The organism is Zavarzinia compransoris (assembly GCF_003173055.1).
Lineage (GTDB): Bacteria > Pseudomonadota > Alphaproteobacteria > Zavarziniales > Zavarziniaceae > Zavarzinia > Zavarzinia compransoris.
Window position 1 is genome coordinate 125766 of the sequence record NZ_QGLF01000004.1, and the last position, 23403, is coordinate 149168.

General features: G+C 69.7%; 24 protein-coding genes. 18 read left to right on the plus strand and 6 right to left on the minus strand.

Annotated elements, in window-relative coordinates; all coding sequences use genetic code 11:
* Window positions 1-59: 59 nt before the first annotated feature.
* From DKG75_RS14465 to DKG75_RS14490, 6 genes are all read left to right on the plus strand, one after another.
* On the plus strand, window positions 60-1406 hold the full coding sequence (locus tag DKG75_RS14465; protein ID WP_109921843.1) for a hypothetical protein: 1347 nt from the start codon (window positions 60-62) through the stop codon (window positions 1404-1406).
* A gap of 5 nt (window positions 1407-1411) precedes the next feature.
* On the plus strand, window positions 1412-2788 hold the full coding sequence (locus DKG75_RS14470; RefSeq protein WP_109921844.1) for a DUF1329 domain-containing protein: 1377 nt from the start codon (window positions 1412-1414) through the stop codon (window positions 2786-2788).
* A 103-nt stretch (window positions 2789-2891) separates the two neighbouring features.
* Window positions 2892-3833 (plus strand): acetaldehyde dehydrogenase (acetylating), encoded by a 942-nt coding sequence (locus DKG75_RS14475; protein WP_109921845.1) that lies wholly within the window; start codon window positions 2892-2894, stop codon window positions 3831-3833.
* Window positions 3833-4873: a 4-hydroxy-2-oxovalerate aldolase gene (gene dmpG, locus DKG75_RS14480; protein WP_109921846.1), complete on the plus strand. Its 1041-nt coding sequence runs from the start codon at window positions 3833-3835 to the stop codon at window positions 4871-4873. Before DKG75_RS14475 ends, dmpG begins: the two co-directional genes overlap by 1 nt.
* A gap of 90 nt (window positions 4874-4963) precedes the next feature.
* Window positions 4964-5212 (plus strand): hypothetical protein, encoded by a 249-nt coding sequence (locus DKG75_RS14485; protein WP_133637071.1) that lies wholly within the window; start codon window positions 4964-4966, stop codon window positions 5210-5212.
* A 163-nt stretch (window positions 5213-5375) separates the two neighbouring features.
* Window positions 5376-5618 (plus strand): hypothetical protein, encoded by a 243-nt coding sequence (locus tag DKG75_RS14490; protein ID WP_109921848.1) that lies wholly within the window; start codon window positions 5376-5378, stop codon window positions 5616-5618.
* On the opposite strand, the gene DKG75_RS14495 is transcribed toward DKG75_RS14490, so the two are convergent.
* On the minus strand, window positions 5602-6762 hold the full coding sequence (locus tag DKG75_RS14495; RefSeq protein WP_109921849.1) for an acyl-CoA dehydrogenase family protein: 1161 nt from the start codon (window positions 6760-6762) through the stop codon (window positions 5602-5604). The genes DKG75_RS14490 and DKG75_RS14495 overlap by 17 nt on opposite strands.
* 144 nt (window positions 6763-6906) lie before the next feature.
* Here DKG75_RS14495 and DKG75_RS14500 point away from each other — a divergent pair, with 144 nt between their 5' ends.
* A complete protein-coding gene (locus DKG75_RS14500; RefSeq protein WP_109921850.1) occupies window positions 6907-8136 on the plus strand; it encodes an acetyl-CoA C-acetyltransferase in 1230 nt (409 codons plus the stop codon).
* 95 nt (window positions 8137-8231) lie between these two features.
* Window positions 8232-8630: a hypothetical protein gene (locus DKG75_RS14505; protein WP_109921851.1), complete on the plus strand. Its 399-nt coding sequence runs from the start codon at window positions 8232-8234 to the stop codon at window positions 8628-8630.
* Window positions 8631-8637: 7 nt separating this feature from the next.
* On the opposite strand, the gene DKG75_RS14510 is transcribed toward DKG75_RS14505, so the two are convergent.
* The 4 genes from DKG75_RS14510 to bufA2 form a co-directional block, all read right to left on the minus strand.
* Entirely contained in the window at window positions 8638-9855 is a 1218-nt protein-coding gene (locus tag DKG75_RS14510; protein WP_109921852.1) for an OpgC family protein, read from the minus strand.
* Window positions 9856-9939: 84 nt separating this feature from the next.
* Window positions 9940-10686 (minus strand): HvfC/BufC family peptide modification chaperone, encoded by a 747-nt coding sequence (locus DKG75_RS14515; protein WP_133637067.1) that lies wholly within the window; start codon window positions 10684-10686, stop codon window positions 9940-9942.
* Window positions 10683-11513 carry an MNIO family bufferin maturase gene (gene bufB, locus DKG75_RS14520; RefSeq protein ID WP_109921854.1) on the minus strand — a complete coding sequence of 277 codons (831 nt, stop codon included), beginning with the start codon at window positions 11511-11513 and terminating at the stop codon, window positions 10683-10685. The genes DKG75_RS14515 and bufB overlap by 4 nt, the downstream gene beginning before the upstream one ends.
* Before the next feature lie 56 nt (window positions 11514-11569).
* Window positions 11570-11821, minus strand: a complete 252-nt coding sequence (gene bufA2 / locus DKG75_RS14525) for a BufA2 family periplasmic bufferin-type metallophore (protein WP_109922312.1) — start codon at window positions 11819-11821, stop codon at window positions 11570-11572.
* Between the two features lie 138 nt (window positions 11822-11959).
* On the opposite strand from bufA2, the gene DKG75_RS14530 reads away from it, so the two are divergent.
* The 6 genes from DKG75_RS14530 to DKG75_RS14555 all read left to right on the plus strand — a co-directional run bounded on the left by DKG75_RS14530 (window position 11960) and on the right by DKG75_RS14555 (window position 17745).
* Window positions 11960-13531, plus strand: coding sequence for a hypothetical protein (locus tag DKG75_RS14530; RefSeq protein WP_133637064.1), 1572 nt, complete (start codon window positions 11960-11962; stop codon window positions 13529-13531).
* A 12-nt stretch (window positions 13532-13543) separates the two neighbouring features.
* Window positions 13544-14536, plus strand: coding sequence for a glycosyltransferase family 2 protein (locus tag DKG75_RS14535; protein WP_109921856.1), 993 nt, complete (start codon window positions 13544-13546; stop codon window positions 14534-14536).
* Window positions 14537-14606: 70 nt separating this feature from the next.
* Window positions 14607-15950 (plus strand): TldD/PmbA family protein, encoded by a 1344-nt coding sequence (locus DKG75_RS14540; protein ID WP_109921857.1) that lies wholly within the window; start codon window positions 14607-14609, stop codon window positions 15948-15950.
* On the plus strand, window positions 15950-16768 hold the full coding sequence (locus DKG75_RS14545) for an inositol monophosphatase family protein (protein WP_109921858.1): 819 nt from the start codon (window positions 15950-15952) through the stop codon (window positions 16766-16768). Before DKG75_RS14540 ends, DKG75_RS14545 begins: the two co-directional genes overlap by 1 nt.
* A gap of 48 nt (window positions 16769-16816) precedes the next feature.
* Window positions 16817-17218, plus strand: coding sequence for a hypothetical protein (locus DKG75_RS14550; RefSeq protein ID WP_133637062.1), 402 nt, complete (start codon window positions 16817-16819; stop codon window positions 17216-17218).
* Between the two features lie 2 nt (window positions 17219-17220).
* A complete protein-coding gene (locus DKG75_RS14555) occupies window positions 17221-17745 on the plus strand; it encodes a carboxymuconolactone decarboxylase family protein (RefSeq protein ID WP_109921860.1) in 525 nt (174 codons plus the stop codon).
* A 9-nt stretch (window positions 17746-17754) separates the two neighbouring features.
* Here the strand turns inward: DKG75_RS14555 and DKG75_RS14560 are convergent, their stop codons facing one another.
* A complete protein-coding gene (locus DKG75_RS14560; protein ID WP_166646584.1) occupies window positions 17755-18459 on the minus strand; it encodes a fused DSP-PTPase phosphatase/NAD kinase-like protein in 705 nt (234 codons plus the stop codon).
* 155 nt (window positions 18460-18614) lie between these two features.
* Here DKG75_RS14560 and DKG75_RS14565 point away from each other — a divergent pair, with 155 nt between their 5' ends.
* Genes DKG75_RS14565 through lpxK form a run of 4 tightly spaced genes read left to right on the plus strand, consistent with a single transcriptional unit; the run spans window position 18615 to window position 23358 of the window.
* A complete protein-coding gene (locus tag DKG75_RS14565) occupies window positions 18615-20393 on the plus strand; it encodes an ABC transporter ATP-binding protein (RefSeq protein ID WP_243746604.1) in 1779 nt (592 codons plus the stop codon).
* Window positions 20371-21129, plus strand: coding sequence for a lysophospholipid acyltransferase family protein (locus DKG75_RS14570; RefSeq protein ID WP_166646583.1), 759 nt, complete (start codon window positions 20371-20373; stop codon window positions 21127-21129). The genes DKG75_RS14565 and DKG75_RS14570 overlap by 23 nt, the downstream gene beginning before the upstream one ends.
* Window positions 21126-22403 (plus strand): 3-deoxy-D-manno-octulosonic acid transferase, encoded by a 1278-nt coding sequence (locus DKG75_RS14575; RefSeq protein WP_109921863.1) that lies wholly within the window; start codon window positions 21126-21128, stop codon window positions 22401-22403. Before DKG75_RS14570 ends, DKG75_RS14575 begins: the two co-directional genes overlap by 4 nt.
* The gene (lpxK, locus tag DKG75_RS14580) at window positions 22390-23358 is read left to right on the plus strand and encodes a tetraacyldisaccharide 4'-kinase (RefSeq protein WP_109921864.1); all 969 of its coding nucleotides are present in this window, start codon (window positions 22390-22392) and stop codon (window positions 23356-23358) included. The genes DKG75_RS14575 and lpxK overlap by 14 nt, the downstream gene beginning before the upstream one ends.
* The last annotated feature ends 45 nt before the right edge of the window (window positions 23359-23403 follow it).

Here is a 23403-nt window from a genome sequence, read left to right on the forward strand (position 1 = left end):
GAAAGCCCCAGGCCCGAGCCCGGGCCAAGGGGACAGGCGGGAACGCGAGGGGTGGGAGAATGACAAGGAAGGGTCTGTGGGCGGCAGCATCGCTTGGGGCTGCCATCGGGGCCGTATCGCTTGCGGCGGCGCAGGATCAGGCGGCAGCCGACGGGGCCGCGGTCGCCGCCTCCAGCTTCCAGATCGAAGCCTTCGGTGGCGGCGACGAATCCGGCGGTCTCTATGGCGGCGGGGCGTCGCTGACCCTGCCCCTGGGGTCGCGGCTGGGGCTGCAGATCGACGGCATCGTCGGCAAGGCGGCGTCGGAAACGGGCTTCTACGGCGGCGCGGCGCAACTCTTCTTCCGCCAGCCCGAAAGCCATCTGATCGGGCTTTCCGTCACCGCCTTGCAGGTGGACGATGCGTCCCAGTTCGGGGTTTCGGTGATCGGCGAATACTACCTCGACCAGGTCACCATCGAAGCCCTGGCCGGGATCCAGAGCGGCGATATCGTCGACGGCGGCTTCGGCGGCCGTCTTGGCCTGGCCTATTACGCCTCGCCCAATCTTCGGGTCGCCGGCGGCTTTTCCTATACCGAGGCCAGCGAATTGGGCGGCGATCTCAGCGTCGAATATCTGGTCGCGCCGGCAAGCGGCCTCTCGCTTTATGCGGCGGGCGGGTTCGACAATGGCGGTTCGGTCGGCATGCTGGGGCTCAGGCTCTATACCGGGGCGCCGGACCAGGCGCCCGCGGCCGGCGACGGCGCGGCGGCCGAGGGGCCGAGCCTGATCTATCGCCACCGCAACATGGGGCGGCCCAACAGTTTCGTGGCCTCGCCCGGCACCGGCCTGCGCCTGATCACGGCCGCGGCGGGGGCGATGAAGAACGGCACCGCCTTCGGCGGGATCGAGGCGGCGCCGGCGCCCGCGACCGGGGGCGGCCTGCTGTCGGGGGCGAGCGCGGACAATCCGGCCTCCGCCCTGACCGATCTCCTCGGCAACCTGCTCTCGACCGAGGGCGAACAGGCGCCGCTCGGCAATCTGCTGGCCGGGATCCTGCCAGCGGGTTCCACCGGCACGCCGCTCGACGGCGTCCCGGTGCTGGGCGACCTCTTGGGCAGCCTGACGGAAATCCTCTCGCCCGAGACGCTGCGCATCGGCGACCTGCCGACCGGCGACAATTCGGTCGCCGCCCTGCCCTTGGTCGGCGACCTCGTCAGCCTGCTGCCGGCGGAACCGGTGCTCTACCTGCTCGGCGCGGCCAAGCCCGACCAGTTGCTGGGCATGCTGGTGCCGTCGCTGCTCCAGGGCCTTGGCGATCCCGCGGTCATGCAGGCCCTGGGCGGGCGGCTGACGGAGACGCTGACCGGGCTGCTGACCGGCACCGGCGGGCCCGCCTTGCTGCCGCTGACCGCCTTCGCGCCCTGACGCCGATGCATCTCGGGCGTTACGGGCGGGGCTTCTCGCGCCGCCATTTCCTCGACCAGCTCGGCCGGGGCGCCGTAACCGCAGGGGTTTTTATGCCCCTGTGGCAGGCGATCGCCCGGACCGGCCGGGCGGATGCCGCCTATCCGGACGAATTGCTCTCGATCGAGGTCTACAGCAAGGGCCGGCTGAAGCCGGGCGATACGATCGATGCCGGCAATGTCGATCTCGTCCGCGACCTGCTCGATCCCATCCAGGTCGTGCAGGTCCACGACATGGGGCGGCGCCTGGTGCTGGCGCGGGAAACCGCCGACATCATGCGCCTGTCGCCGTGGGAATACGTCGAGGCGACCCTGCGCAACAAGGGCAGGGCCCGGCTCGATGCGGACGGCAACATCCGGGCCGACGACGGCCGGCCCTGGATCGGCGGCCATCCCTTTCCCGCCTCGACCGACGGGCTCGAAGCCTTTGCCGGCCAGACCCTGTCCTGGGGCCGGCACGATGCCTCGGTCTATGCCATCAAGGAATGCGACGTCGGCACCAGCGGCAGGGTCGACTACCGTTACGAGGGCTGCTGGGCCGAGATGAGCCCGGTCGCCCGCGTGGCGATGGAGCCGAAGCCCTATCTGCCCGGCCATGAAGACAAGATGCGCTTCCAGTCCATCATCTTCACCGCGCCGGACGATGTCCGCGGCTCGTCCTTCCTCAACATCTGGCCCTACGACCAGCGGGAATTCCCGGACCTCTTCGGTTACGTGCCGCAGTTCAAGCGCATCCGCCGCTTTCCCACCAACCAGCGTTTCGAGCCCATGCTGCCCGGCTCCGACCTCTATCTCTCCGATGCCTGGGCGGCGGGCGATCCCTACCTCACCTGGGGCAATTACCGGGTGGTCGGCACCGGCCCGGCGCTGGCCGCCCTGTCCGGCAACTGGTCCTCGACCGCCGACAATTGGGCGCGCGGCACCCACGGCGGGCCGAAGGGCGAGACCTTCTACGATACGGTCGTCGAACTCGTGCCCCAGGCGATCACGGTCGAGGCGGAGCCGGTCCGCTACCCCCGGGCGCCGATCTCGAAGAAGCAGGTGCGTTTCGATCTCCGCACCATGCTGCCCATCACCATGGTCAGCTTCGACCGGCGGGGGCAATTGTTCCGTTCCTTCGACGGGGCCTATTCGCTCTATGACGACGGCAAGGGCCGGGTGATGGACGGTGCTCATCCCTATTGGTCCTGGACCCATGTCCATGCCTTCAACACCCAGACCGGCCATATGACCCGGATCGAGCAGGTCCGGCGCCTCGCCGGCGGCGACACCATGCGCGTGAACGACCCCGCGACCTATGACCTCTACCTCACCCAAGGGGCGATGCAGCGGCGGGGCGCCTGATTCATTTTCTCATGCTGTGAGCAGAACTCCGGCGGCGCGTTGGACAGGGGCGGCAGGCCGCGGCCATGATCCGACCCGCAATCGCACCCCTTGGAGGAACGCCATGAGCGAAAAGGTGAAGGTGGCGATCATCGGTTCGGGCAATATCGGCACGGATCTGATGATCAAGGTCATGCGGAATTCGGACATTCTGGAGATGGGCGCCTTCGTCGGCATCGATCCGGAATCGGACGGCCTGAAGCGCGCCCAGCGCCTGGGCGTCGCGACCACCCACGAAGGCATCGAAGGCTTGCAGAAACTGCCCGTCTGGCCCGAGATCGGCATCGTCTTCGACGCCACCTCGGCCGGTGCCCACAAGCGCCACAACGACGTCTGCGCCGCCGCCGGCAAGGTCATGGTCGACCTGACCCCGGCCGCCATTGGCCCCTATGTCATCCCGGTGGTGAACGGCGACGTCCACCTCGAGGCGCAGAACGTGAACATGGTCACCTGCGGCGGGCAGGCGACCATTCCGATCGTGGCCGCCGTCTCCTCGGTCGCCAAGGTCCATTACGCCGAGATCGTCGCCTCGATCTCGTCGAAGTCGGCGGGGCCCGGCACCCGCGCCAATATCGACGAATTCACCGAGACCACCCGCCACGGCATCGAGCAGGTGGGCGGCGCCGCGCGCGGCCGCGCCATCATCATCCTGAACCCGGCCGAACCGCCGATGATCATGCGTGACACGGTGTTCACGCTCTCGTCCGGCGCCGACGAGAAGACCATCGAGAAGGCCGTCCGCGACCAGATCGCCCGGGTCAATTCCTATGTCCCCGGCTACCGCCTGAAGCAGGAATTGCAATTCGAGCATTTCGGCTCGAACAACCCGGTGCATATCCCCGGCCACGGCACTTTCGAGGGCATCAAGACCACGGTCTTCCTCGAAGTCGAAGGGGCGGCGCATTACCTGCCCGCCTATGCCGGCAACCTCGACATCATGACCTCGGCCGGGCTCCGCACCGCCGAGAAAATCGCCGCCCGCAAGATTTTGAAGAAGGTCGCGTGATGAGCCTCGATCCGACCACCACCAAGCTCTACATCCAGGACGTGACCCTGCGGGACGGCATGCATGCCATCCGTCACCAATATGGTCTCGGCCATGTCCAGGCCATCGCCAAGGCGCTGGACGAAGCCGGCGTCGACGCCATCGAGATCGCCCATGGCGACGGCCTCAACGGCGGCACCTTCAACTACGGTTTCGGCCGCCACACCGATTGGGAGTGGATCGAGGCCGTGGCCGACGTGGTGAAGAACGCCGTTCTCACCACCCTGCTGCTGCCCGGCATCGGCACCGTGGAAGAATTGAAGCACGCCTATTCGCTGGGTGTGCGCTCGGTCCGCATCGCCACCCATTGCACCGAGGCGGATGTCTCGAAGCAGCATATCGAGGCGGCGCGCAACCTCGGCATGGACACCATCGGCTTCCTGATGATGAGCCATATGACCGATCCGGAAGCCCTCGCCAAACAGGCGAAGCTGATGGAATCCTATGGCGCGACCTGCGTCTATGTGACCGATTCCGGCGGCGCCATGGACATGGACGCCTACCGCGAGCGCCTGGAAGCCTATGACCGCGTGCTGAAGCCGGAAACCCAGCGCGGCGTTCATGCTCACCACAATCTCTCGCTCGGCGTCGCCAATTCGCTGGTCGCCGTGCAGGCGGGCGCGATCCGGGTCGATGCCTCGCTCGCCGGCATGGGCGCGGGCGCGGGCAATGCCCCGCTCGAAGTCTTCATCGCGGCGGCGGAGCGGAAGGGCTGGAAGACCGGCTGCGACCTCTACAAGCTGATGGATGCGGCCGAGGAACTGGTGCGCCCGCTGCAGGACCGCCCGGTCCGGGTCGACCGCGAGACCCTGACGCTCGGCTATGCCGGGGTCTATTCGTCCTTCCTGCGCCATGCGGAAAAGGCTGCGGGCGAATATGGCGTCGACACCCGCGCCATCCTCTACGAAGCCGGCCGCCGCCGCATGGTCGGCGGCCAGGAAGACATGATCGTCGACATCGCCCTCGACCTTCAGAAGGAAAAGAAGGCCGCCGTCGCCTGACGACGGCAGATGTCCCGGCAAGCCCCGCGGCAAGGGGTTTGCCGGGATCATGTTGACCGGGCGGGCCGATCCCGCCATCCTCAGGGGATGATGAACAAGGCGCACAGACAGCACGGGGCGTCGCCGGGAATGGGGCGCCTCCGTATTGATCGGGACGCGGGCACGGGCCGGTTCGTCGATGCCCGGATTTTCCGCGTGCGCACCCTGTTCAGCGCCGGCAAGCCGGCAGGCGGCATGCTGCCCGGCCACCGTCCGACTCAGAACGTGTTTTCCGCCGAGGACATGCCCGAGCGGACCCGCGCGGCGATGGCTGCGCTGCTCAAAGACCTGGGCGGCTGAGCTTGGCCCTGCCCCCGCGGCCTGAGCCGGGCATGGTGGTTTCCTACGATTTCGTCTGGTATCACGAGCGGGCGAAGGGCCAGCCCGATGGTGCCAAACATCGCCCGGCCTGCATCATGGTACCATAACCGTCACCTATGTTCCCATCACCACCAAGGCGCCGGTGCCGGCAATCCCAGCCCTCGAACTGCCCGAGTTCGAGAAGCGGCGGCTGGGGCTCACCGCGCCCCGGTCCTGGGTGATCCTGGCGGAACTGAACGAGGAGGCATGGCCGCACGGCCTTCAGCACGTCCGCGACGCAAGGGAGGGCGAGGCCTTTCTGCACGGCAGGATCAGCCCCGGTTTCCTGCGCCAGATCCTGCGGGGGCTGCTTGCGGTGCGGCCCAGGATCATATCCCGGAAATAGCCGAGGCCTGTTTCTTCAGGCGTTTCGCCAGCGACCAGCGGTGCACTTCCGAGGGGCCGTCGTAGATGCGGAAGGCCCTGATCTCGCGGAAAGCCTGTTCGACCACCGTGTCGCGGGACACGCCGGTGCCGCCCAGGATCTGCACGCAGCGGTCCGCGACCCGGAACAGGGCTTCCGAGACCGCGACCTTGGCCATGCTGCTTTCGGCCGTGCCGGCGGCGCCGGTGTCGAGCACGTCGGCGCACCAGTCGATCATCAGTTCCGCCTGCTTCAGGTCGATCTCATTGTCCGCCAGCATGAAGCCCACCCCTTCGTGGTCGATCAGCGGCTTGCCGAAGGCGTGGCGCTTCAGGGCGTAGTGGGTGGCGATGTCGTGCGCCCGGCTGGCCGTGCCCCACCAGCGCATGCAATGGGTAAGCCTGGCCGGCGCGAGGCGGATCTGGGCATAGCGGAAACCCTGGCCGACCTCGCCCAGCACTTCGTCCGCCGACAGGCGCAGCCCCTCGATGGCGATCACCGAATGGCCGCCGGGCATCGAACTGTCGATCGTGTCCAGCACCCGGTCGATGCGGATCGCGGGGTTGGGCAGGGCGGTCAGGAACATGGTGGCGCCCTGGTCGGTCTTGGCCATGACGATGGCGCAGGCCGCCCCGTCCGCGCCGGTGATGAAGGTCTTGCGCCCGTCGATCACCCAATGGTTGCCGTCCTGGCGCGCCACGGTCTGCATCATCGAGGGATCGGAGCCGGCGCCGCCGTCCGGCTCGGTCATGAAGAAGGCGGAACGGGTATGGCCGGCGACCAGCGGCTCCAGGAAGCGGCGCTTCTGCTCCGCCGTCGCCACCTTGCCGAGCAGGAACATATTGCCCTCGTCCGGCGCCATGACGTTGAGGGCCAGGGGGCCGAGCGGCGAATAGCCGGCGGCGCGCAGCAGCAGCGCCGTCTCGCGATGCGTGACATGGCTGCCGTCGGCCCGGATGTGGGGCGCGACCAAGCCGAGGGCGCGGGCCTTGGCCCGGATCTCATCGACCAGATCCTGGCTCGGGCCGTGGCCGCCGTTGCGGGGGTCCTTTTCGTAAGGGATCACGCTCTCGCGGATGAAGGCGTCGATGCGGGCGAGCTTTTCCCGGGTCTCGGTCGTGATCATGCATCCTCCTCTGTCCCGGTCCCGCATAGGCCGTGCGGAATTCCCCCGCAATCCCGAAATTCAGCCTCTTGCATCCTGCGGCCGCAGTTGTTAAACGCATATTTAAATCAACTGGCGCAGACCAAGGCCGGAGAGGAAGACGAAATGACCGAAGCCTGGATCATCGACGCGGCGCGCACGCCGCGCGGCATCGGCAAGGTGGGCAAGGGCGGCCTGTCCGAGATTCACCCGCAGCGCATCCTGTCCCACGTCCTGAAGGCGCTGGCGGAGCGGAACGGCCTCGACACCGCGGATGTCGACGATGTCATCGCCGGCTGCGGCACCCAGGCCGGCAAGCAGGGCTTCTGCATCGCCCGCATGGCGGCCCTCGACGCCGGCTTCGACAATGACGCCCCGGGCCTGTCGCTGGACCGTTTCTGCGGCTCGGGCCTGACCGCGGTGAACCTGGGCGCCATGGGCATCATGTCGGGCATGCAGCAGCTCGTCGTCGCCGGCGGGGTCGAATCCATGTCCTACGGCGCCACCCTGGGCGGCGGGCGCTTCATGGATTCGGGCAATCTGCACCTGCGCGACCTTCATCCCCAGCCGCACCAGGGGGTCTGTGCCGACCTGATCGCCACCCTCGACGGTTTCACCCGCGAAGATACGGACAGGCTGGCCCTGGAAAGCCAGCGGCGCGCCGATCACGCCATCCGCAACGGCTATTTCGACCGCGCGCTGGTTCCCGTCTATCACGACGACGGCCGCCTGGCCCTCGGCCATGACGAATTCCCCCGCCCGGGCACCACGCTGGAAGGGCTCGGCCAGTTGAAGCCCGCCTTCGCGGCCCTCTACGCCCATCCCCTGGACGAGGAGGGCACCAGCTACAAGGCCCTGGTCGAACGCGCCTACCCGGACGTGAAGATCGAGCACATCCACCATGCCGGCAATTCGTCGGGCGTGGTCGACGGCGCCGGCGCGGTGATCCTGGCCTCGCCCGAATACGCCAAGGCCCATGGCCTGAAGCCGCGCGCCCGCATCCGGGCGCTGGCGACCGCCGGCGACAGCCCGGAACTGATGCTGAACGCCCCGGTCCCGGCGACGAAGAAGGCGCTGGCCCTGGCCGGCCTGTCGATCAAGGACATTGACCTGTTCGAGATCAACGAGGCTTTCGCCGTCGTGCCCCTGAAGTTCATGCGCGATCTCGACATCGATCCGGCGATCGTCAACGTCAATGGCGGCGCCATGGCCCTGGGGCACCCGATCGGGGCGACCGGCGCCATCATCCTCGGCACCCTGCTCGACGAGATGGAGCGCCGCGACCTCTCGCTCGGCCTGGCCACGCTGTGCGCGGCGGGCGGCATGGCCCCGGCCACCATCATCGAACGGATGTAAGCCCGTCCCGGCGGCCCCGCTTTCCTGTGAAGCGGGGCACAGACGGCGCCTGCCGTCCCGGCTACCATGGCGGAAACGTCAAAGGGCGTCTCGCCATGGCTTTCGATCGAAGGTTCTTCCTGCTGGCCGGCCTTGCCGCGCTGGCCGTGCCGGCGCCCGCCGCCGCCTGCATCGACTATGTCACGCTGCACCTGCCCGACCTTGCGGCGCTCAAGGCTTACGAGGGGCCGGTCGAGATCACCATGACCCGGCATCTCCAGCTCCAGCTGCCCGCCGGCGCGGGGGGCTTGTGGTCGGTGACGGCCGCCGATGACGGCGTGGTGCATATCCAGGCGATGCCCGGCACCGACAGCGGCTTCCTGTTGGTCCCGGAGCGCCGGGGCAGCACCATCCTGCACATCGCCCGCCAAGGGCGCCCGGCGGACGAGGCGGTCGCGGTCAGCATCCCCTTGCGCATCGGGCCGGCCGGCGGCGTCGTCAAGGTCTGCGGCTGACCGGCCGTCAGGTCGGGGTCGAGAGCGTGGGCCTTGTGCGCGCCGCCTCGCGGCGCTGGTTCAAGCTGTGCCAGACCGCGGGGATCAGCAGGCTGAGCACCGAAAGGCCGATGATCGCGCTCTTGGTCAGTTCGCCGAAGGGGCCGCCGTACCAGTCGAGGGCGACGACGCCATAGGCGACGATGGCGTGGAAGGCATAGACCTGAAGCGAATGCTGGCCGAGGAAGACGAGGAAGGGCACGGTGAACATCCGCGTCAGCGTCCAGCCGATGAAGGCGAGCGGCCGGGGCAATCCCTCGCTGGCGGCATTATAGAGCATCCAGGCGAAGACATAGGCGAGCGCCGCGAAATTGGCGACATAGACCAGCGACAGATCCTCGCGCCGCAGCCCGCGGTAGAACCGCGCGCCCAGTTCGCCGTCCAGCAGGCCGAGCCCGTGCACGATCCTGACCGCGGCGAAGACGAACACCATGGCCAGCGCGATCAGCACCAGCGGCAGGCGGTGCCGCCCTAGCAGGGTCTCGGCCTTCAGGCGCCCCGAAGCGGCGGCGGTGCCGATCACCGTGCCCCCGACGAAGAGCAATTGCCAGCCAAGCGGATTGAAATAGGAGCGCAGGCTGCCGTTGTCGTCCGCCGCGGCGACCAGCCGGCCCAGCGCATCGATCGCCGGCAGGTGCAGGCCCATCTGGGCGATCGTCCACAGCGCGGCGCTGGCCGCCATCACGGTCAGGCCGTGGCCGGCCGCGGTCCAGCGCACGATGAAGGGAGCCGCGACCAGATAGAGCATGTATTGCGGCAGAATATCGAGATAGGCCGGCTGGTAGAGCAGGGCGGCGGCGACGCCGATATGGCCGAGCGGATCTTCCGCCAGCTTGCCCAATTGCCAGCCCCAGATTTCCGCCCCATGCGGGATCGCCAGGGCCAGCCCCATGACCACGGCCAGGGTCAGCAACAGCATGCGGTAAAGCTCGCCGACGCGGGACAGCGCCTTGGCGGTCAGGGCTGGCGCGCCTTTCCGTGCCAGGATGCGGGCATAGGTCAGGCCGACCACGAGGCCCGACAGGAAGACGAAGCCCTGGGCATCCTCGACGAAGCCGCCCTCGCCGTGATGCACCCGCAGCAGCATGGCGCCGCCCTGGAAATGCAGGTGGCTGGCCATCATGAGGACGAGGAAATAGCCGCGCAGACCATCGATCAGGGCAATGCGATTGCCGTTCTGTGCCATGGCGGAGTCTCCCCGATCGATACTGTCACGGGGGTGTAATGCCGTGCCGGGCCTCGGGTTCCCCGTTGCCGCCTGTAAAATATCTCAGAAGTCGAGATTGCCGACGAGGCCGGCGACGCACCAGCCGGCGAGAAGATTGACCGCCGTCCCCGGATCGATCCCAGCGGTCTCCACCGCCTCGCCGAAAGTGCCGCCGCCGGTAAGGGCGGCGATCAGATCGTCCTCCCCCGCCGCCGCCGGCCGGTACTGGATATCGAGCGCGCGGCGCCAGACCAGCAGGGATAGCGGCCGGTCGAGGGCCGGCAGCGCCAGGGCCCCGCCCGCGTGGTGGGCCGCCCAGGCGTCCTGCACCGCATGATCCACCGCGAGGCGGGAAAAGCCGGGCTGGAAGCGGGGGCGCAGCCCCGCCCATTGCGCCGGTGCGAGGCCGGCCAGGGTCTCGACCGTCACCGTGCCCCCGTCCGCGGCATCGAAGGCCTTGGCCAGCGCCCATTCGAAGGCGGCCATATCGGCGGCGGCGGGGGAGCCCCGCAGCCGCAGGTGAGCGGGCAGATGCCGTCCCAGCCAGCGGACCGAAGGCGCCTCGGACGGGTGTTCGGCCAGATAGGCCCGCGCCGCCGCCTCGAACCCCGCGGGCCCGAGCAGGGCGGCGGTGACCGGGAAGTCGGTGCCCAGGACCTCGATCAGCCGGGCGGCATAGGCATGGCGATAGACGTCGGCCCTGGTGCTTCGGCCGGCGCGGGGCCCGTCGGCGACCAGGGGCTCGATCAGGCCCGGCGTGCCCAGAAGGTCGCGGGCGAAGATTTCCTGCAGGGTGCGCAGCGCGGTCATGCCGCCCGCTCCCACCGCGCGGCGGCGCGGACGGCGTCGAGTTCCGCCAGCATATCGGCCAGGGGCGGAATCTCGGCGTCGCGCTCGATCATGGTCGGCACCGGGCCGAAGCGGCGGACGGCGCTCGCGTAAAGCTCGAACACCGCGGGCGCGACCGGCGCGTCGTGGGTGTCGATGATGTAATCGCCCCGGTGGCTGTGGCCGGCCAGGTGGATCTGGCGGATGGCGCGGCGGGGCAGGGTATCGAGAAAGGCTTCGGCATCGAAGCCGTGATTGAAGGCGCTGACATGGACATTGTTCACGTCGAGCAGCAGTTCGCAGCCGCTGCGCGCCACCAGTTCCGCCAGGAACTGCGCCTCGCCGAGGTCGGCTGCGGCGAATTCGACGTAAGATGAGACGTTCTCGATCACCAGGGGCCGTTTCAGCCGCTCCTGCACATGGTCGATGCGGGCGGCGACATGGGCCAGCGCCGCCTCGGTATAGGGCAGGGGCAGGAGATCGTGCAGGTTGGTGCCGCCGATCCCGGTCCAGCACAGGTGATCGGAGATCCAGCCCGGCTGCACCCGCGCGGCAAGGCCGGCCAGGGCATCGAGATAGGCCTCGTCCAGGGGATCGGTGCCGCCGATCGACAGCGACACCCCATGCATCACCATGGGATAGCGCTCGCGCAGCCGGTCCAGCCAGTAGAGCGGCCGCCCGCCGCCCACCATGTAGTTTTCCGAGATGATCTCCAGCCAGTCGACGGCGACGCCGTCGCGGTCGAGATCGGCATAATGCTCGGCCCGGAGGCCGAGGCCGAAACCGCTGATCGCGGGGGTGAAGGTCATGATGTCTCTCCGGCGGGCGTGGGGCCGGCGGTCCGGCCCCACGGGTGGCGGTGGTATCAGCCGACCTTGCCGCCGGCCGCCTCGCATTCCGCCTTGTCCTTGCTCAGGGTGAAGCCCTGGCCCTTGCAGGCATTCTGGCCCTTGCAGGCATTGGTCGCGGTCTTGCAGGCGCTGGTGCCCTTGCAGGCATTGGCGCCGATACAATGCACGCCCTCGCTGGCCGAAGCGGCGGCGGGCGCCAGCACGATGGTGCCGGCGGCAAAGAAGGTGGCCGCGGCGGCGGCGAGCGTGAAACCGGTCTTGGTCATGTCATCCCCCTGGATCATCCAGCAGATACGTTGATTTCAGCCTCGCCACGGGTCATCACTGGCGAAGGAGGCGGCTTTCCACCGGCCTCGATGGGAAATTCGCGGGGGCTGCGCGCGAAGTTACAGGGGTTACGGCCGATGAATCCCATATCGCGGATGAACCGCGCCGAAAAAACCGATTTTCTCTGCGCCCTGCTGCTGCTGCTGGCCGGCATCCTGGGCGCCGGGGCGGGGGCGGCGTTCCAGGGCCAGGACGGCGGCTGGGACCTGCGCAATTATCACTGGTATGTGCCCCATGCCCTGCTGAGCGGGCGGCTCGGCGTCGATGTCCTGCCCGCCTTCATGGGGCCGACCTTCCACAATCCCCTGATCGACGTGCCCTTCTATCTTGCGGCACGGGCCTTCGGCCCGCTTGCGGCCAGCATCGCCCTCGGGGCGGTGCAGGGGGCGAATATCCTGCCCCTCTATCTGATCGCGCGGCGCCTGCTGCCGGAGTGGCCGCGCGCCTTCGCGGCGCTGGCGGCACTTGCCGGGATCGGCGGGGCGATGAACATCGGCCTGCTCGGCTCGACCGCGGGGGACAATCTGCTCTCGCTCTTCGTGCTGGGCGCGGTCGCCGCCCTGCTGGCCGGGCCGCGCTGGCTGCTGCTGGCGGGTTTTCTCGCCGGGGCCGGCTTCGGGCTGAAGACCGTGCTCGCCCCCTTCGTCTTCGGCATCGGCCTGACCGTCATTCTGTTCGCGGCCGGGCGGCCCGGCGGCTTTCGCCGCGTGCTCGGCTTCGCGCTGGCCGGGATCGCCGGCACGGCACTGACCGGGGGCTGGTGGATGGCGCTGCTCTATGCGCAGTTCGGCAATCCGCTGATGCCCTATTTCAACGATATCTTTCAGTCGCCCTATGTGCCGGCCCTGACCTTCAGCGATCCGGGCTTCACCGCGCGCCTGCCCTGGCCGCGCGTCCAATTGCCGCTGCTCGCCGGGATCGTCGATTTCGTCGCCGCCGAACAGGCGTTCACCGACCTGCGCCTGCCGCTCGGCTGTGCCGCAGCCCTGGTGCTGCTCGCGGGCGGGCTGCGGCGGCGCGGGGCAGGGTTCCGCCTTGCCGTGCTGGTGCTGGCGACTTTGGTGCCGTGGTCGATCGGCTTTGCCATCTACCGCTATGTCCTGGCCTTCGAGATGCTGGGGCCGGTGCTGGTGCTGGCCGCCCTGGCCCTGCTGCCGCGCCGTGGCGCAATGGTGCTCGGCCTGGCGGCCCTGGTCGCCCTTGCCGCCATCACCCGCCCGCCGGTGACCGAGCGGGTCGCCTTCGGTGCCGATGTCACGGGGGTGGCGGTCCCGCCGATCGCCGATCCGGCCCGGACGGTGGTGCTGATGGCGGGCCTGACGCCGGCCGCCTTCGTCATTCCCGCCTTTCCGCCCGAGATCCGCTTTCTCCGCTTCGACGGCTATTGGATCGACCCGGGCGAGACGGCGGCCGGCTATGCCCGGGCGATCCGGGCCGCGCTGGCGGCGCCGGGCGTAACCGCCCTGATCCTTCACGATCCGGCCGACCGGGCCCGGGTCGATGCGGCGCTGCCCCGCTTCCTGCCCGGGGCCACGCTCGGCGACTGCGCGCCCGTGCCCCATCATTTCGCCGCGCCCGGAACGAATTGGGGCCATCTGGTGTTATGTCGGGTGGAGGGCTGGCGCCAGGCGCCCGGCCCGGAAGATTAAGGATCGCGAGAGATGGACTGGAATGCGGGCGCCGGGCGCGAGATCGCCGTCATCGTCCCCTGCCTGAACGAAGCGGCCGCCATCGGACAGGTGGTGCGCGACTTCAAGGCGGCGCTGCCGGGCGCCACCGTCTATGTCTACGACAATATGTCGACCGACGACACGATGGCGGTGGCACGGGCCGCCGGCGCCGTGGTCCGCCAGGTCGGCCATCGCGGCAAGGGCAATGTGGTGCGGCGCATGTTCGCCGACATCGACGCCGACATCTACATCATGGTCGACGGCGACGCGACCTATGACGCCGGGGCCGCGCCCGCCATGGTGCGCCGCCTGATCGACGACAATCTGGACATGGTGGTCGGCACCAGGGTGGACGACGATCCCGAGGCCTACCGCAAGGGCCATCGTTTCGGCAACTGGCTGCTCACCACCCTGGTCACCCGGCTGTTCGGCCGCACCTTCACCGACATGCTGACCGGCTATCGCGTGTTCTCGCGCCGCTTCGTCAAGGCCTTCCCCTCGCTCTCCGGCGGCTTCGAGATCGAGACCGAGATCACGGTGCATACCCTGGAACTCCGCCTCGCCACGGCGGAAATGCCCACGCGCTATTCGGCCCGCCCGGTGGGCAGCCAGTCGAAACTCTCGACCTATCGCGACGGCTTCCGCATCCTGAAACTGATCCTGCGCCTTTTGATGCTGGAAAAGCCGCTGGCCCTGTTCGGCGGCTTCGCGGCCTTCTTCGCCCTGCTGGCGGTCGCCTTCTTCGTGCCGGTGCTGGTCGACTATCTCTCGACCGGGCTGGTGCCGCGCTTCCCGACCCTGATCGTCTCGGTCGGCGTCATGCTGCTGTCGGTGCTGTCGCTGATGACCGGCATCATCCAGGACAATGTCACCCGCGGCCGCCAGGAACTGAAGCGCCTGTTCTATCTCGCCGCCGGCGAGCGCGCGGACGAGCGCACCGCCCGGCTCATAACGGATCGGCCCCGCCTGACCCGGGCCGGGTAAGCGGTTAAGACGTTGGGGGTGACGGCGGCCCATTGATCCCTTTAGGATGCCCCCCACATTTTTGTGGGTAATGGGAACGATGGCCGAACCGCTGGACCTTCTGGACGATCTTCTGGGCCGTGCGCGCCGGGCCGGCGCCGACGCGGCCGATGCACTTTATTTCGAGGCGGTTTCGCTCGGCGTTTCCTGGCGGCTCGGCCGTCTCGAGGAATTGGAGCGGTCCGAGACCCGCGACCTGGGCCTGCGCGTGTTCGTCGGCCGTTCGCAGGCGACCGTGTCGTCCTCCGAAATCGATTCGGGCGCGATCGACCGGCTGGTCGAACGGGCGGTGGGCATGGCCCGGGCCGCCCCGCCCGATCCTTATGCCAGCCTCGCCGATCCGGCTCTGCTCGAAACCGCGCCGCCCGCTCTCGACCTCTTCGATCCGAGCGAGCCCGATCCCCAGGTCCTGTTCGACCGTGCGGCGGCGGCCGAAGCCGCGGCGCTCGCGGTCGAAGGCGTCACCAATTCGGAAGGGGCGGGGGCAAGCTGGGGCACCAACCGGGTCGGGCTGGCCACCAGCGGCGGCTTTGCCGGCGAATACCGCAATTCCATGCATGGGGTCTCGGTCTCGGTCCTGGCCGGCAGTGGCACGGGGATGGAACGCGACTACGACCATGCGGCGGCCCGCTTCGGCGCCGATCTGGCCGATCCCGCCCTGATCGGGCGCCGGGCCGGTGAACAGGCGGTGCGCCGCCTGAACCCGCGCAAGGTGAAGACGGTGAAGGCGCCGGTGATCCTGGATCCGCGCCTGTCGTCCTCTTTGCTCGGCCATCTGCTCGGCGCGATCAACGGCGCCGCCATCGCCCGGGGCACCTCGTTCCTGAAGGACCGCCTGGGGGAAATGGTGTTCGCACCCGGGATCACCGTGGTCGACGACCCTTACCGCCTGCGCGGCCATCGCTCCCGCCCCTTCGACGGCGAGGGCGTGCGCGGCGCCACCCGCAAGCTGGTCGACGCCGGCCGCCTGACCACCTGGATTCTCGATACCTCGTCCGCCCGCCAGCTCGGCCTCGCCTCCACCGGCCATGCCTCGCGCGGGACCTCGGGCCCGCCGGGCCCGGCGGCCAGCAATATCCACATGGAAGCCGGCACCCTGTCCCCGGCCGACCTGATCGCCGAGACCGGCACCGGCTTCTATGTCACCGAACTGATCGGCTCCGGCGTCAACGGCATCACCGGCGACTACAGCCGGGGCGCCGCCGGCTTCTGGATCGAGAACGGCAAGATCGCCTATCCGGTCAGCGAGATCACCATCGCCGGCAACCTGAAGGACATGTTCCAGAACTTGACCCCGGCGAACGACCTCGAATTCCGCTTCGGTGCCAATGCGCCCACGGTGCGCATCGACGGCATGACCATCGCCGGGGCGTGATGGCGGCAGGGAAGGACGATCTCGCCCTGCTGGTCGCCGCGGCCCGCGCCGCCGGCCGGCTGGCGCTCGACTATCAGGCCAAGGGTTACAAGACCTGGGAAAAGCCGGGCCACGGCCCGGTCACCGAGGCCGACCTCGCCATCGACGAACAGTTGAAGGCGACGCTGGGCGGCGCCCGCCCCGGCTATGGCTGGCTGTCCGAGGAAACGGCGGATGATCCGGCCCGTCTCGGCGCCGGGCGCCTGTTTGTGGTCGATCCGATCGACGGCACCCGCGCCTATGTCAAGGGCCGGCCCTATTACGCCGTCTCGGTCGCGGTGGTCGAGGCGGGCCGGCCGATCGCCGGCGTCGTCTACAACCCGGCGCGGGAGGAGCTTTATGCGGCGGCGGAAGGTGCGGGGGCGACCCTGAACGAGGCCCCGATCGCGGTCAGCGGTCGGGGCGACCTGTCCGGGGCAAGGCTGGTCGGTTCGGTGGACCTGTTCCGCTCCGCCCTGTGGCCGACGCCTTGGCCGGCGCTCGAAATCTCGCCCAGCAATTCGATCGCCTATGCGCTCTGCCAGGTCGCGAGCGGGGCCCAGGACGGTTCCGTCAGCCTGACCGGCAAGAGCGATTGGGACATCGCCGCCGCCGACCTCATCGTCGCCGAAGCGGGCGGCATCGCCTCCACCCACCTGGGCGAGGCTTTCGCCTATAATCGCGCGGTGACGCGCCACCGCAACGTCGTCTCGGCCGGGCCGGCGCTGCACCGGCGCCTGATGGACAAGCTGAAGGAATTCCGCCCGCCCGAGGATGTGGCCGCCCGCCTGATCGGCTGATGTCACAAAGGCATCGCCGGTCTCGTCATGACGGTGAAGGAGACGACGATGCGACCCATTCCCTCATGGCTTTCCGTTCTTACCCTGGTTCTCGGCCTCGGCTTCGTCGCCAACGGCCTGTTCATGCTGGCGGCGCCGTTCGACTGGTATCTGGCGGTGCCCGGTGTCTCCGACACCGGGCCGCCCAACCGCCATTTCATCGGCGATATCGGCGGCGCCTATCTGGCCACCGGCCTCGGCCTGCTGGCGGGCCTGCGCTGGCCGTGGCTGCTGCCCGGCACCGCGCTGGCGGCAGCCCTGTTTCACGGTTTCCATGCCCTGGTCCATGTCCTGGACGGGCTGGCCGGGCGCTGCACCCCCGTGCAATTGCAGCTCGATCCCTTTGCCGTCGGCGTGCCGGCGGTGCTTCTGGTCATCCTGGCGGTCGCCGCCGTGCGGGGGAGGGCGTGATCATGCTGCGCTGGCTCTATGCCCGCCTGATCGACCGGTCGGAGCGGCGGCTCGGCCAGTCCGCCGACTGGCTGCGCGACATTCTCGACAGCAGCCCGGCCGGATTCCGCAAGTTCGGCCTGTTCATGGCCCTGGCCGGGCATCGCGCCCATGCGCCCGCGGCCCTCTGGCATCTCTCCCGGATCGCGGCCGACCAGACCGAGGATTGCGGCCCCTGCGTGCAGATCGCGGTCGATGCGGCGCTGGCCGCCGGCGTCGACCCCGGCCTGCTGCGCGCCGCCGTCGCCCGCCGGCCCGAGGCGATGGGCGACCTCGAAAGCCTGACCTATCGTTTCGCCGCCGCCGTCGCCGCCGGCGGTGACGAGGCGGAGGAATTGCGCCAGGCCCTGGAGGCCCGCCTGGGCCGGGCTGCCATGGCCGATCTGGCCATCGCGATCGCCACCGCCCGGGTCTTCCCGGCGCTGAAGCGCGGCCTCGGCCACGCAAGGTCGTGCCGGCGGGTCGAGGTCAGGGTGAAACCCGCCTGAGCGATCCGCCTATTCCCGGCGCAGCAGGCGGTCGACGATCAGGTTGCCGATCATGCCCGCCTGGAATTCGCCGCGGAGTGCTACGGGGTCATAGGCCGTGTCGACCCAGGTCCAGAAATCGATGCCGTCGGCATCGCGGGCCTTGATGTAGGCATCGAGGAAATGGTCCAGCACGCCGGTCCGGCCTTGCGCGATATGGCCGTATTTCAGCGCCAGCTGGCGCTTCGCCTCCTCGGCCGGCCGCCCCTCGTGGACGAGGAGGTAGAGTGCGGCCGTGATCCCCGCCCGGTCGGCCCCGGACTTGCAGTGGATCAGGGCCGGGTAGTCGATCGAGGCGAAGAGATCCTTCAGGGCATGCAGCCGTTCGGCGGACGGCGGCTCGCGCGAGGTCATGACGAAATCGACGAGGCGGATGCCGCCCTCGGCGGCGGCCTGCTTCTCGAACAGATAGGTGGCGCAGTCGCGCGGACCGCGCAGGTTGACGATGGTGCGAAAGCCCTGCCGGCCCAGCGCCCGGACCTGCCAGGGGTGGGGCTGGGCGCCGCGCCACAGGCGGTCGCTGACCTTCCGCTTGTTCCAGAACAGCAGGCGGAACACGCCGTGATCGACGAACAGCGCCTCGAACCAGGCAAGGCAGCGGCGCCACGGGGTTTGCCCGTCCGCGCGGGCGGCGCGCAGCCTGTCGCCGTATTTCCGGGTATATTGCTTGAACAACGGCTTTCCTCGCTGCGACGCCACACCATATAGCGACGGGGAAGGGCAGGGGCAAGCCGTGCCACCTGCCTGTTTTGAGTGCCGGGCCGGACGTGCTAGGGTCCCGGCCGCCGCACCACGCCCATCGCCGCGACCGTGCCAGGACGAGTATCGATTTGACCACTGCTTCCGCCCCGACTGAAACGCCCGAGACCTTGCCCGCCCCCCGGACCTCGATCGTGCGGCGCCTGTTGCGGGGCGCGATCCGGCCCCATGCCGGGCGCCTGGTGGTGGCCGGCTTCATGATGGCGCTGGTGGCCGGCATGACCGCAGCACTCGCCTGGCTGCTCGATCCCGCGATCGACGAGATTTTCGTCAACAAGGACCCGACCGCGCTCTGGGTCGTGCCGCTGGCCGTGGTCGCCGTCGCCCTCGTCAAGTCGGTCGCCGACTATATCCAGAGCGTGCAGATGGCCTATGTCGGCCAGCGCATCGTGGCCGATACCCAGTTGCGCCTGTTCGACCGCTTCATGCGCGCCGACCTCGCCTGGATTCACGACATTCATTCGGGCCGCCTGATGTCCGCCTTCCTCTATGATGCCGGCCTCCTGTCCGAGGCGGTGTCGAAGGGCGTGGTCGGCATCCTGCGCGATGCGGTCTCGGTCGTGATGCTGGTCGGCGTCATGTATTACCAGAACTGGCAGCTTGCCCTGGTCGCCTCGGTCGGCTTTCCGGTCGCGACCCTCGTGATGCGCCGCATGGGCCGCAAGACGCGCAAGGTCTCGACCAAGGCGCAGGCCGAGACCGGGACCCTGTCCTCGCTCCTGACCGAACGTTTCGACGGCACCCGCCTGATCAAGGCCTATGGCCGCGAGACCGACGAACTGGCGACGGTCAGCGCCTCGGTCGAGCGGCGGCTGGGCCACCTGATGCGCGGCGTGCGCACCAAGGCGGCGACCGTGCCGATCAACGACGCCATCGGCGCCATCGCCATCGCCGCCGCCATCCTCTACGGCGGCTCGCAGGCGCAGACGACGGACATGAGCTTCGGCGCCTTCACCAGTTTCCTTGCCGCCATGATCATGGCCTATCAACCCCTGCGCAGCCTCGCCGCCCTGAACAATGTCTGGCAGGAAGGCCTGGCGGCGGCGGAACGGGTCTTCGCCATGCAGGATGTGGAGCCGCGGGTGACCGATGCCCCCGGCGCCCGCGACATCGCCTTCGATAAGGGCGAGATCCGCTTCGACGACGTCCGCTTCGCCTATAACGACGGTACGCCGGCCCTCAAGGGGGTCAGCTTCACCGTGCCGGCGGGCAAGACGGTCGCCCTGGTCGGCCCGTCCGGCGGCGGCAAGTCGACCACGGTCAACCTGATCCCCCGGTTCTACGACCCGGGTGCCGGGCGTATCCTGATCGACGGCACGGATATCCGCGAGGCCACCCTGGCCTCGCTGCGCCGCGCCATGGCCCTGGTCGCCCAGGAAGCGACCCTGTTCGACGATACGATCGCCGCCAACATCGCCTATGGCCGCCCGGGCGCCACCCCGGCCGAGGTGGAGGCGGCGGCGCGGGCCGCGGCCGCCCACGATTTCATCGCCGGCCTGCCCCAGGGCTATGGCACGGTGGTCGGCGAATCTGGGGTGAAACTGTCGGGCGGGCAGCGCCAGCGCATCTGCATCGCCCGCGCCTTCCTGCGCGATGCCCCCATCCTGCTGCTGGACGAGGCGACCTCCGCCCTCGACACCGAATCGGAACGGGCGATCCAGGCGACGCTGCGGGGCCTGATGAAGGGCCGCACCACCCTGGTGATCGCGCACCGCCTGTCCACCATCGTCGATGCCGACTGCATCCATGTGGTCGAGGGCGGCCGCATCGCCGAAAGCGGCAGCCACGACGAACTGATCGCGAAGGGCGGTCTCTATGCACGGCTCTATGCCCAGGCCGAAGCGGAATAGGCGGACCAATCCGCTGCTGAAGCGGATCGCCCGCTCGGGGTTCGTCCAGGGGCTGCTGGTCCTGCTGGTCGGCCTCTATATCCGTTTCGTGCGCCTGACCAGCCGCTTCGACGAGGAGGGGCCGGGCCTCGGCGCCCTGCTCGACCATTGGCGCGGGCACCGGCCCATGGTCCTGACCTTCTGGCACGGGCGGCTGATGATGATGGCGCGCATGCGCCGCCGCGACCTGCGCCAGCTGAACGTGCTGATCTCGATCCATTCCGACGGCGAACTCATCGCCCGCACGATCGAGAACCTGGGCTTTTCCACCGTCCGCGGCTCCAGCCGCAAGCGCGGGGTCGGGGCGCTGCGCGAATTGCTGCAGGTGGTCGAGGGCGGGGGCTCCGCCGTCTTCACCCCGGACGGGCCCAGCGGGCCGCGCATGCGCGCCCAGGTCGGCGCCATCGCCGCCGCCTCGGCCGGGGGCGTGCCGCTGTTCCCGGCCACCTTCTCGGTCCGGCGCGGGCCGCTGCTGCGCTCCTGGGACCGTTTCCTGCTGGCGACGCCGTTCAATCGCGGTCTCTATCTGGTGGGCGAGCCGCTGCATGTGCCCCCCGACCTCGATGCCGAGGGGATGGAGGACTGGCGCCTGCGCCTCGAAGCGGCGCTGAACGACCTCACCCGCGAGGCCGACCGCCGCATGGGCCGCGCCCCCGTCGAGCCGGCGGATCCCGGCTCGGCCAAGGCCCATCGATGACCCCGGCGCTCTATCGCCTGCTGACCTGGGCGGCGACGCCGCTGGTCCGCCCCCTGCTCGAACGCCGGCGCCGGCGCGGCAAGGAGGATGCGGCCCGCCTCGGCGAGCGGCTGGGCTTCGCCGGCCGGCCGCGCCCGCCCGGGCCGCTGGTCTGGCTGCACGGCGCCAGCGTCGGCGAGGCGCAATCCGTGCTCGGCCTGATCCGGGCGCTGCTGGCCGCCCGGCCCGGCCTTTCCGTGTTGCTGACCACGGGCACCGTCACTTCCGCCGCCATGATGGCGACCCGGCTGCCCCAGGGCGCCTTTCACCAGTTCGTGCCGGTCGACCATCCCCTGGCGGTGCGCCGTTTCCTCGACCATTGGCGGCCCGATGCCGCGGTCTGGATCGAGAGCGAGCTGTGGCCCAATCTCGTCCTCGACACGGCGAAGCGCGGCATTCCCATGGCCCTGGTCAACGGCCGCATGTCGGCGGCGAGTTTCGAGGGCTGGCGCAAGCGCCCGCGCCTGATCCGCGCCATGCTGCGCGGCTTCCGCTTCGTCGCCGCCCAATCGGCCGGCGACGGCGGGCATTTCGCCGACCTCGGTGCCGGCGACATCCGCCTGCTCGGCAATCTGAAGCTCGATGCCCCGGCGCTGCCGGCGGATCCGGCGGTCACCGCGCAACTGGCGGCGCAACTGGGCGAGCGCCCCCGCTTCCTCGCCGTCTCGACCCACAAGGGGGAGGAGGGGCGGCTGGCCGCCATCCACAAGCGGATCGCCGATCACATCCCCGACCTGATCACCCTGATCGTGCCCCGCCATCCCGAGCGGGGCGAGGAGGTGGCGGCCGAGATCCGCGCCGCCGGCCTCGCGGTCGCGCGCCGCCAGGCGGGCGAGGGGGTCGGCGCCGGGACCATGGTCTATGTCGCCGACACGCTGGGCGAGCTTGGCGTCTTCTGCCGCCTGTCGCCCCTGGTCGTCATGGGCGGCAGCCTGGTGCCCCACGGCGGCCAGAACCCGCTGGAGCCGGCACGCCTCGGCTGCGCCGTGGTCACCGGGCCCCATATGGGCAATTTCACCGAAGTCATGGCCGGCCTGCGCCAGGCCCATGCGGTCACCGAAACCGGCGACGATACGGCGCTGACCGCGACCCTGCTGCGCCTGCTGGCGGCCCCGGACGAGGTCGCCCGCCTGGGCGAGGCGGCGCGCACCGTGGCGACGGCGGGCGAGGGCGTGGTGACCCGGGTCGCGGGGGCCGTGCTCGCCCTGCTGCCGGGCGATCATGCGCGCCCCTGATTTCTGGGCCGGGCCGGGGGACGGCGGCTGGCGGGCGCGCCTGCTGTCGCCCCTGTCGGCGCTCTGGCGCCATGTAGCCCGGCGCCGGCTGGCCCGGGGCGGGGCCGGCTTCGACCCCGGCATTCCCGTCATCTGCATCGGCAATGCGACCGCGGGCGGCACCGGCAAGACCCCCTTCGCGATCGAGGTCGCGCGCCGCCTGATCGCCGCCGGGCACCGGCCGCATTTCCTCTCCCGCGGTCACGGCGGCACGGCGCGGGGCGTGGTCCGGGTCGGCGGTCAGGGCGCCTCTGCGGTTGGGGACGAACCCCTGCTGCTGGCCGCCGTCGCGCCCGCCTGGGTCGCGCGCGATCGTATCGCCGGGGCGCGGGCGATCGCCGCCGCCGGGGCCGACGTCATCGTTATGGACGACGGTTTCCAGAACCCGGCGCTGGAGAAGCGCCTGTCCTTTCTCGTCGTCGACGGCGGCGCCGGGCTCGGCAACGGCCGGGTGATTCCGGCCGGCCCCTTGCGCGAGGATTGGCCGGACGCCCGTGCCCGCGCCGATGCCGTGGTCGTGATCGGCGCGGCGACGGCGCCCCTGCCGCCGGCCGGCGCCCTGCCCCTGTTCCGGGCCGCGATCCGCCCCCTCGGCGGGGCGCGTTTCGCCGGCCGCCGGGTGCTGGCCTTCGCCGGTATCGGCCGGCCGGGCAAATTCTTCGACACGCTGGCCGCCTGCGGTGCCGTGCTGGCGGCGACCCGCGCCTTTCCCGACCATCACGCCTTCACCGCCGCCGAAATTGCCGCCCTGCGGCGCGAGGCGGCGGCGCTGGACGCCCTGCCGGTCACCACGGCCAAGGATGGGGCGCGCCTCGGCCCCGGCGAACGCGTGTGGGTAGAGGTCCTGGACATCGCCCTCGACGTCGCGGAAGCGGATGCCCTCGACCAATTGCTGGCCCTCGTATTCGCGGATTAGGTCTCGAAACTGTCGCGGGGCCGGTTCATGCTGTGCCGCGGCACA

What these genes read in the sequence shown, in the direction of transcription:
- bufB (WP_109921854.1), bottom strand. Translation starts at nt 11,513, where the DNA reads ATGACCTTCACCCCCGCGATCAGCGGTTTCGGCCTCGGCCTCCGGGCC.
- DKG75_RS14495 (WP_109921849.1), bottom strand. Translation starts at nt 6,762, where the DNA reads ATGATCACGACCGAGACCCGGGAAAAGCTCGCCCGCATCGACGCCTTC.
- DKG75_RS14550 (WP_133637062.1), top strand. Translation starts at nt 16,817, where the DNA reads ATGCGACCCATTCCCTCATGGCTTTCCGTTCTTACCCTGGTTCTCGGC.
- DKG75_RS14575 (WP_109921863.1), top strand. Translation starts at nt 21,126, where the DNA reads ATGACCCCGGCGCTCTATCGCCTGCTGACCTGGGCGGCGACGCCGCTG.
- DKG75_RS14475 (WP_109921845.1), top strand. Translation starts at nt 2,892, where the DNA reads ATGAGCGAAAAGGTGAAGGTGGCGATCATCGGTTCGGGCAATATCGGC.
- DKG75_RS14485 (WP_133637071.1), top strand. Translation starts at nt 4,964, where the DNA reads ATGAACAAGGCGCACAGACAGCACGGGGCGTCGCCGGGAATGGGGCGC.
- lpxK (WP_109921864.1), top strand. Translation starts at nt 22,390, where the DNA reads ATGCGCGCCCCTGATTTCTGGGCCGGGCCGGGGGACGGCGGCTGGCGG.
- DKG75_RS14470 (WP_109921844.1), top strand. Translation starts at nt 1,412, where the DNA reads ATGCATCTCGGGCGTTACGGGCGGGGCTTCTCGCGCCGCCATTTCCTC.
- DKG75_RS14500 (WP_109921850.1), top strand. Translation starts at nt 6,907, where the DNA reads ATGACCGAAGCCTGGATCATCGACGCGGCGCGCACGCCGCGCGGCATC.
- DKG75_RS14530 (WP_133637064.1), top strand. Translation starts at nt 11,960, where the DNA reads ATGAATCCCATATCGCGGATGAACCGCGCCGAAAAAACCGATTTTCTC.
- DKG75_RS14510 (WP_109921852.1), bottom strand. Translation starts at nt 9,855, where the DNA reads ATGGCACAGAACGGCAATCGCATTGCCCTGATCGATGGTCTGCGCGGC.
- bufA2 (WP_109922312.1), bottom strand. Translation starts at nt 11,821, where the DNA reads ATGACCAAGACCGGTTTCACGCTCGCCGCCGCCGCGGCCACCTTCTTT.
- DKG75_RS14540 (WP_109921857.1), top strand. Translation starts at nt 14,607, where the DNA reads ATGGGAACGATGGCCGAACCGCTGGACCTTCTGGACGATCTTCTGGGC.
- DKG75_RS14465 (WP_109921843.1), top strand. Translation starts at nt 60, where the DNA reads ATGACAAGGAAGGGTCTGTGGGCGGCAGCATCGCTTGGGGCTGCCATC.
- DKG75_RS14555 (WP_109921860.1), top strand. Translation starts at nt 17,221, where the DNA reads ATGCTGCGCTGGCTCTATGCCCGCCTGATCGACCGGTCGGAGCGGCGG.
- DKG75_RS14545 (WP_109921858.1), top strand. Translation starts at nt 15,950, where the DNA reads ATGGCGGCAGGGAAGGACGATCTCGCCCTGCTGGTCGCCGCGGCCCGC.
- DKG75_RS14515 (WP_133637067.1), bottom strand. Translation starts at nt 10,686, where the DNA reads ATGACCGCGCTGCGCACCCTGCAGGAAATCTTCGCCCGCGACCTTCTG.
- dmpG (WP_109921846.1), top strand. Translation starts at nt 3,833, where the DNA reads ATGAGCCTCGATCCGACCACCACCAAGCTCTACATCCAGGACGTGACC.
- DKG75_RS14535 (WP_109921856.1), top strand. Translation starts at nt 13,544, where the DNA reads ATGGACTGGAATGCGGGCGCCGGGCGCGAGATCGCCGTCATCGTCCCC.
- DKG75_RS14505 (WP_109921851.1), top strand. Translation starts at nt 8,232, where the DNA reads ATGGCTTTCGATCGAAGGTTCTTCCTGCTGGCCGGCCTTGCCGCGCTG.
- DKG75_RS14570 (WP_166646583.1), top strand. Translation starts at nt 20,371, where the DNA reads ATGCCCAGGCCGAAGCGGAATAGGCGGACCAATCCGCTGCTGAAGCGG.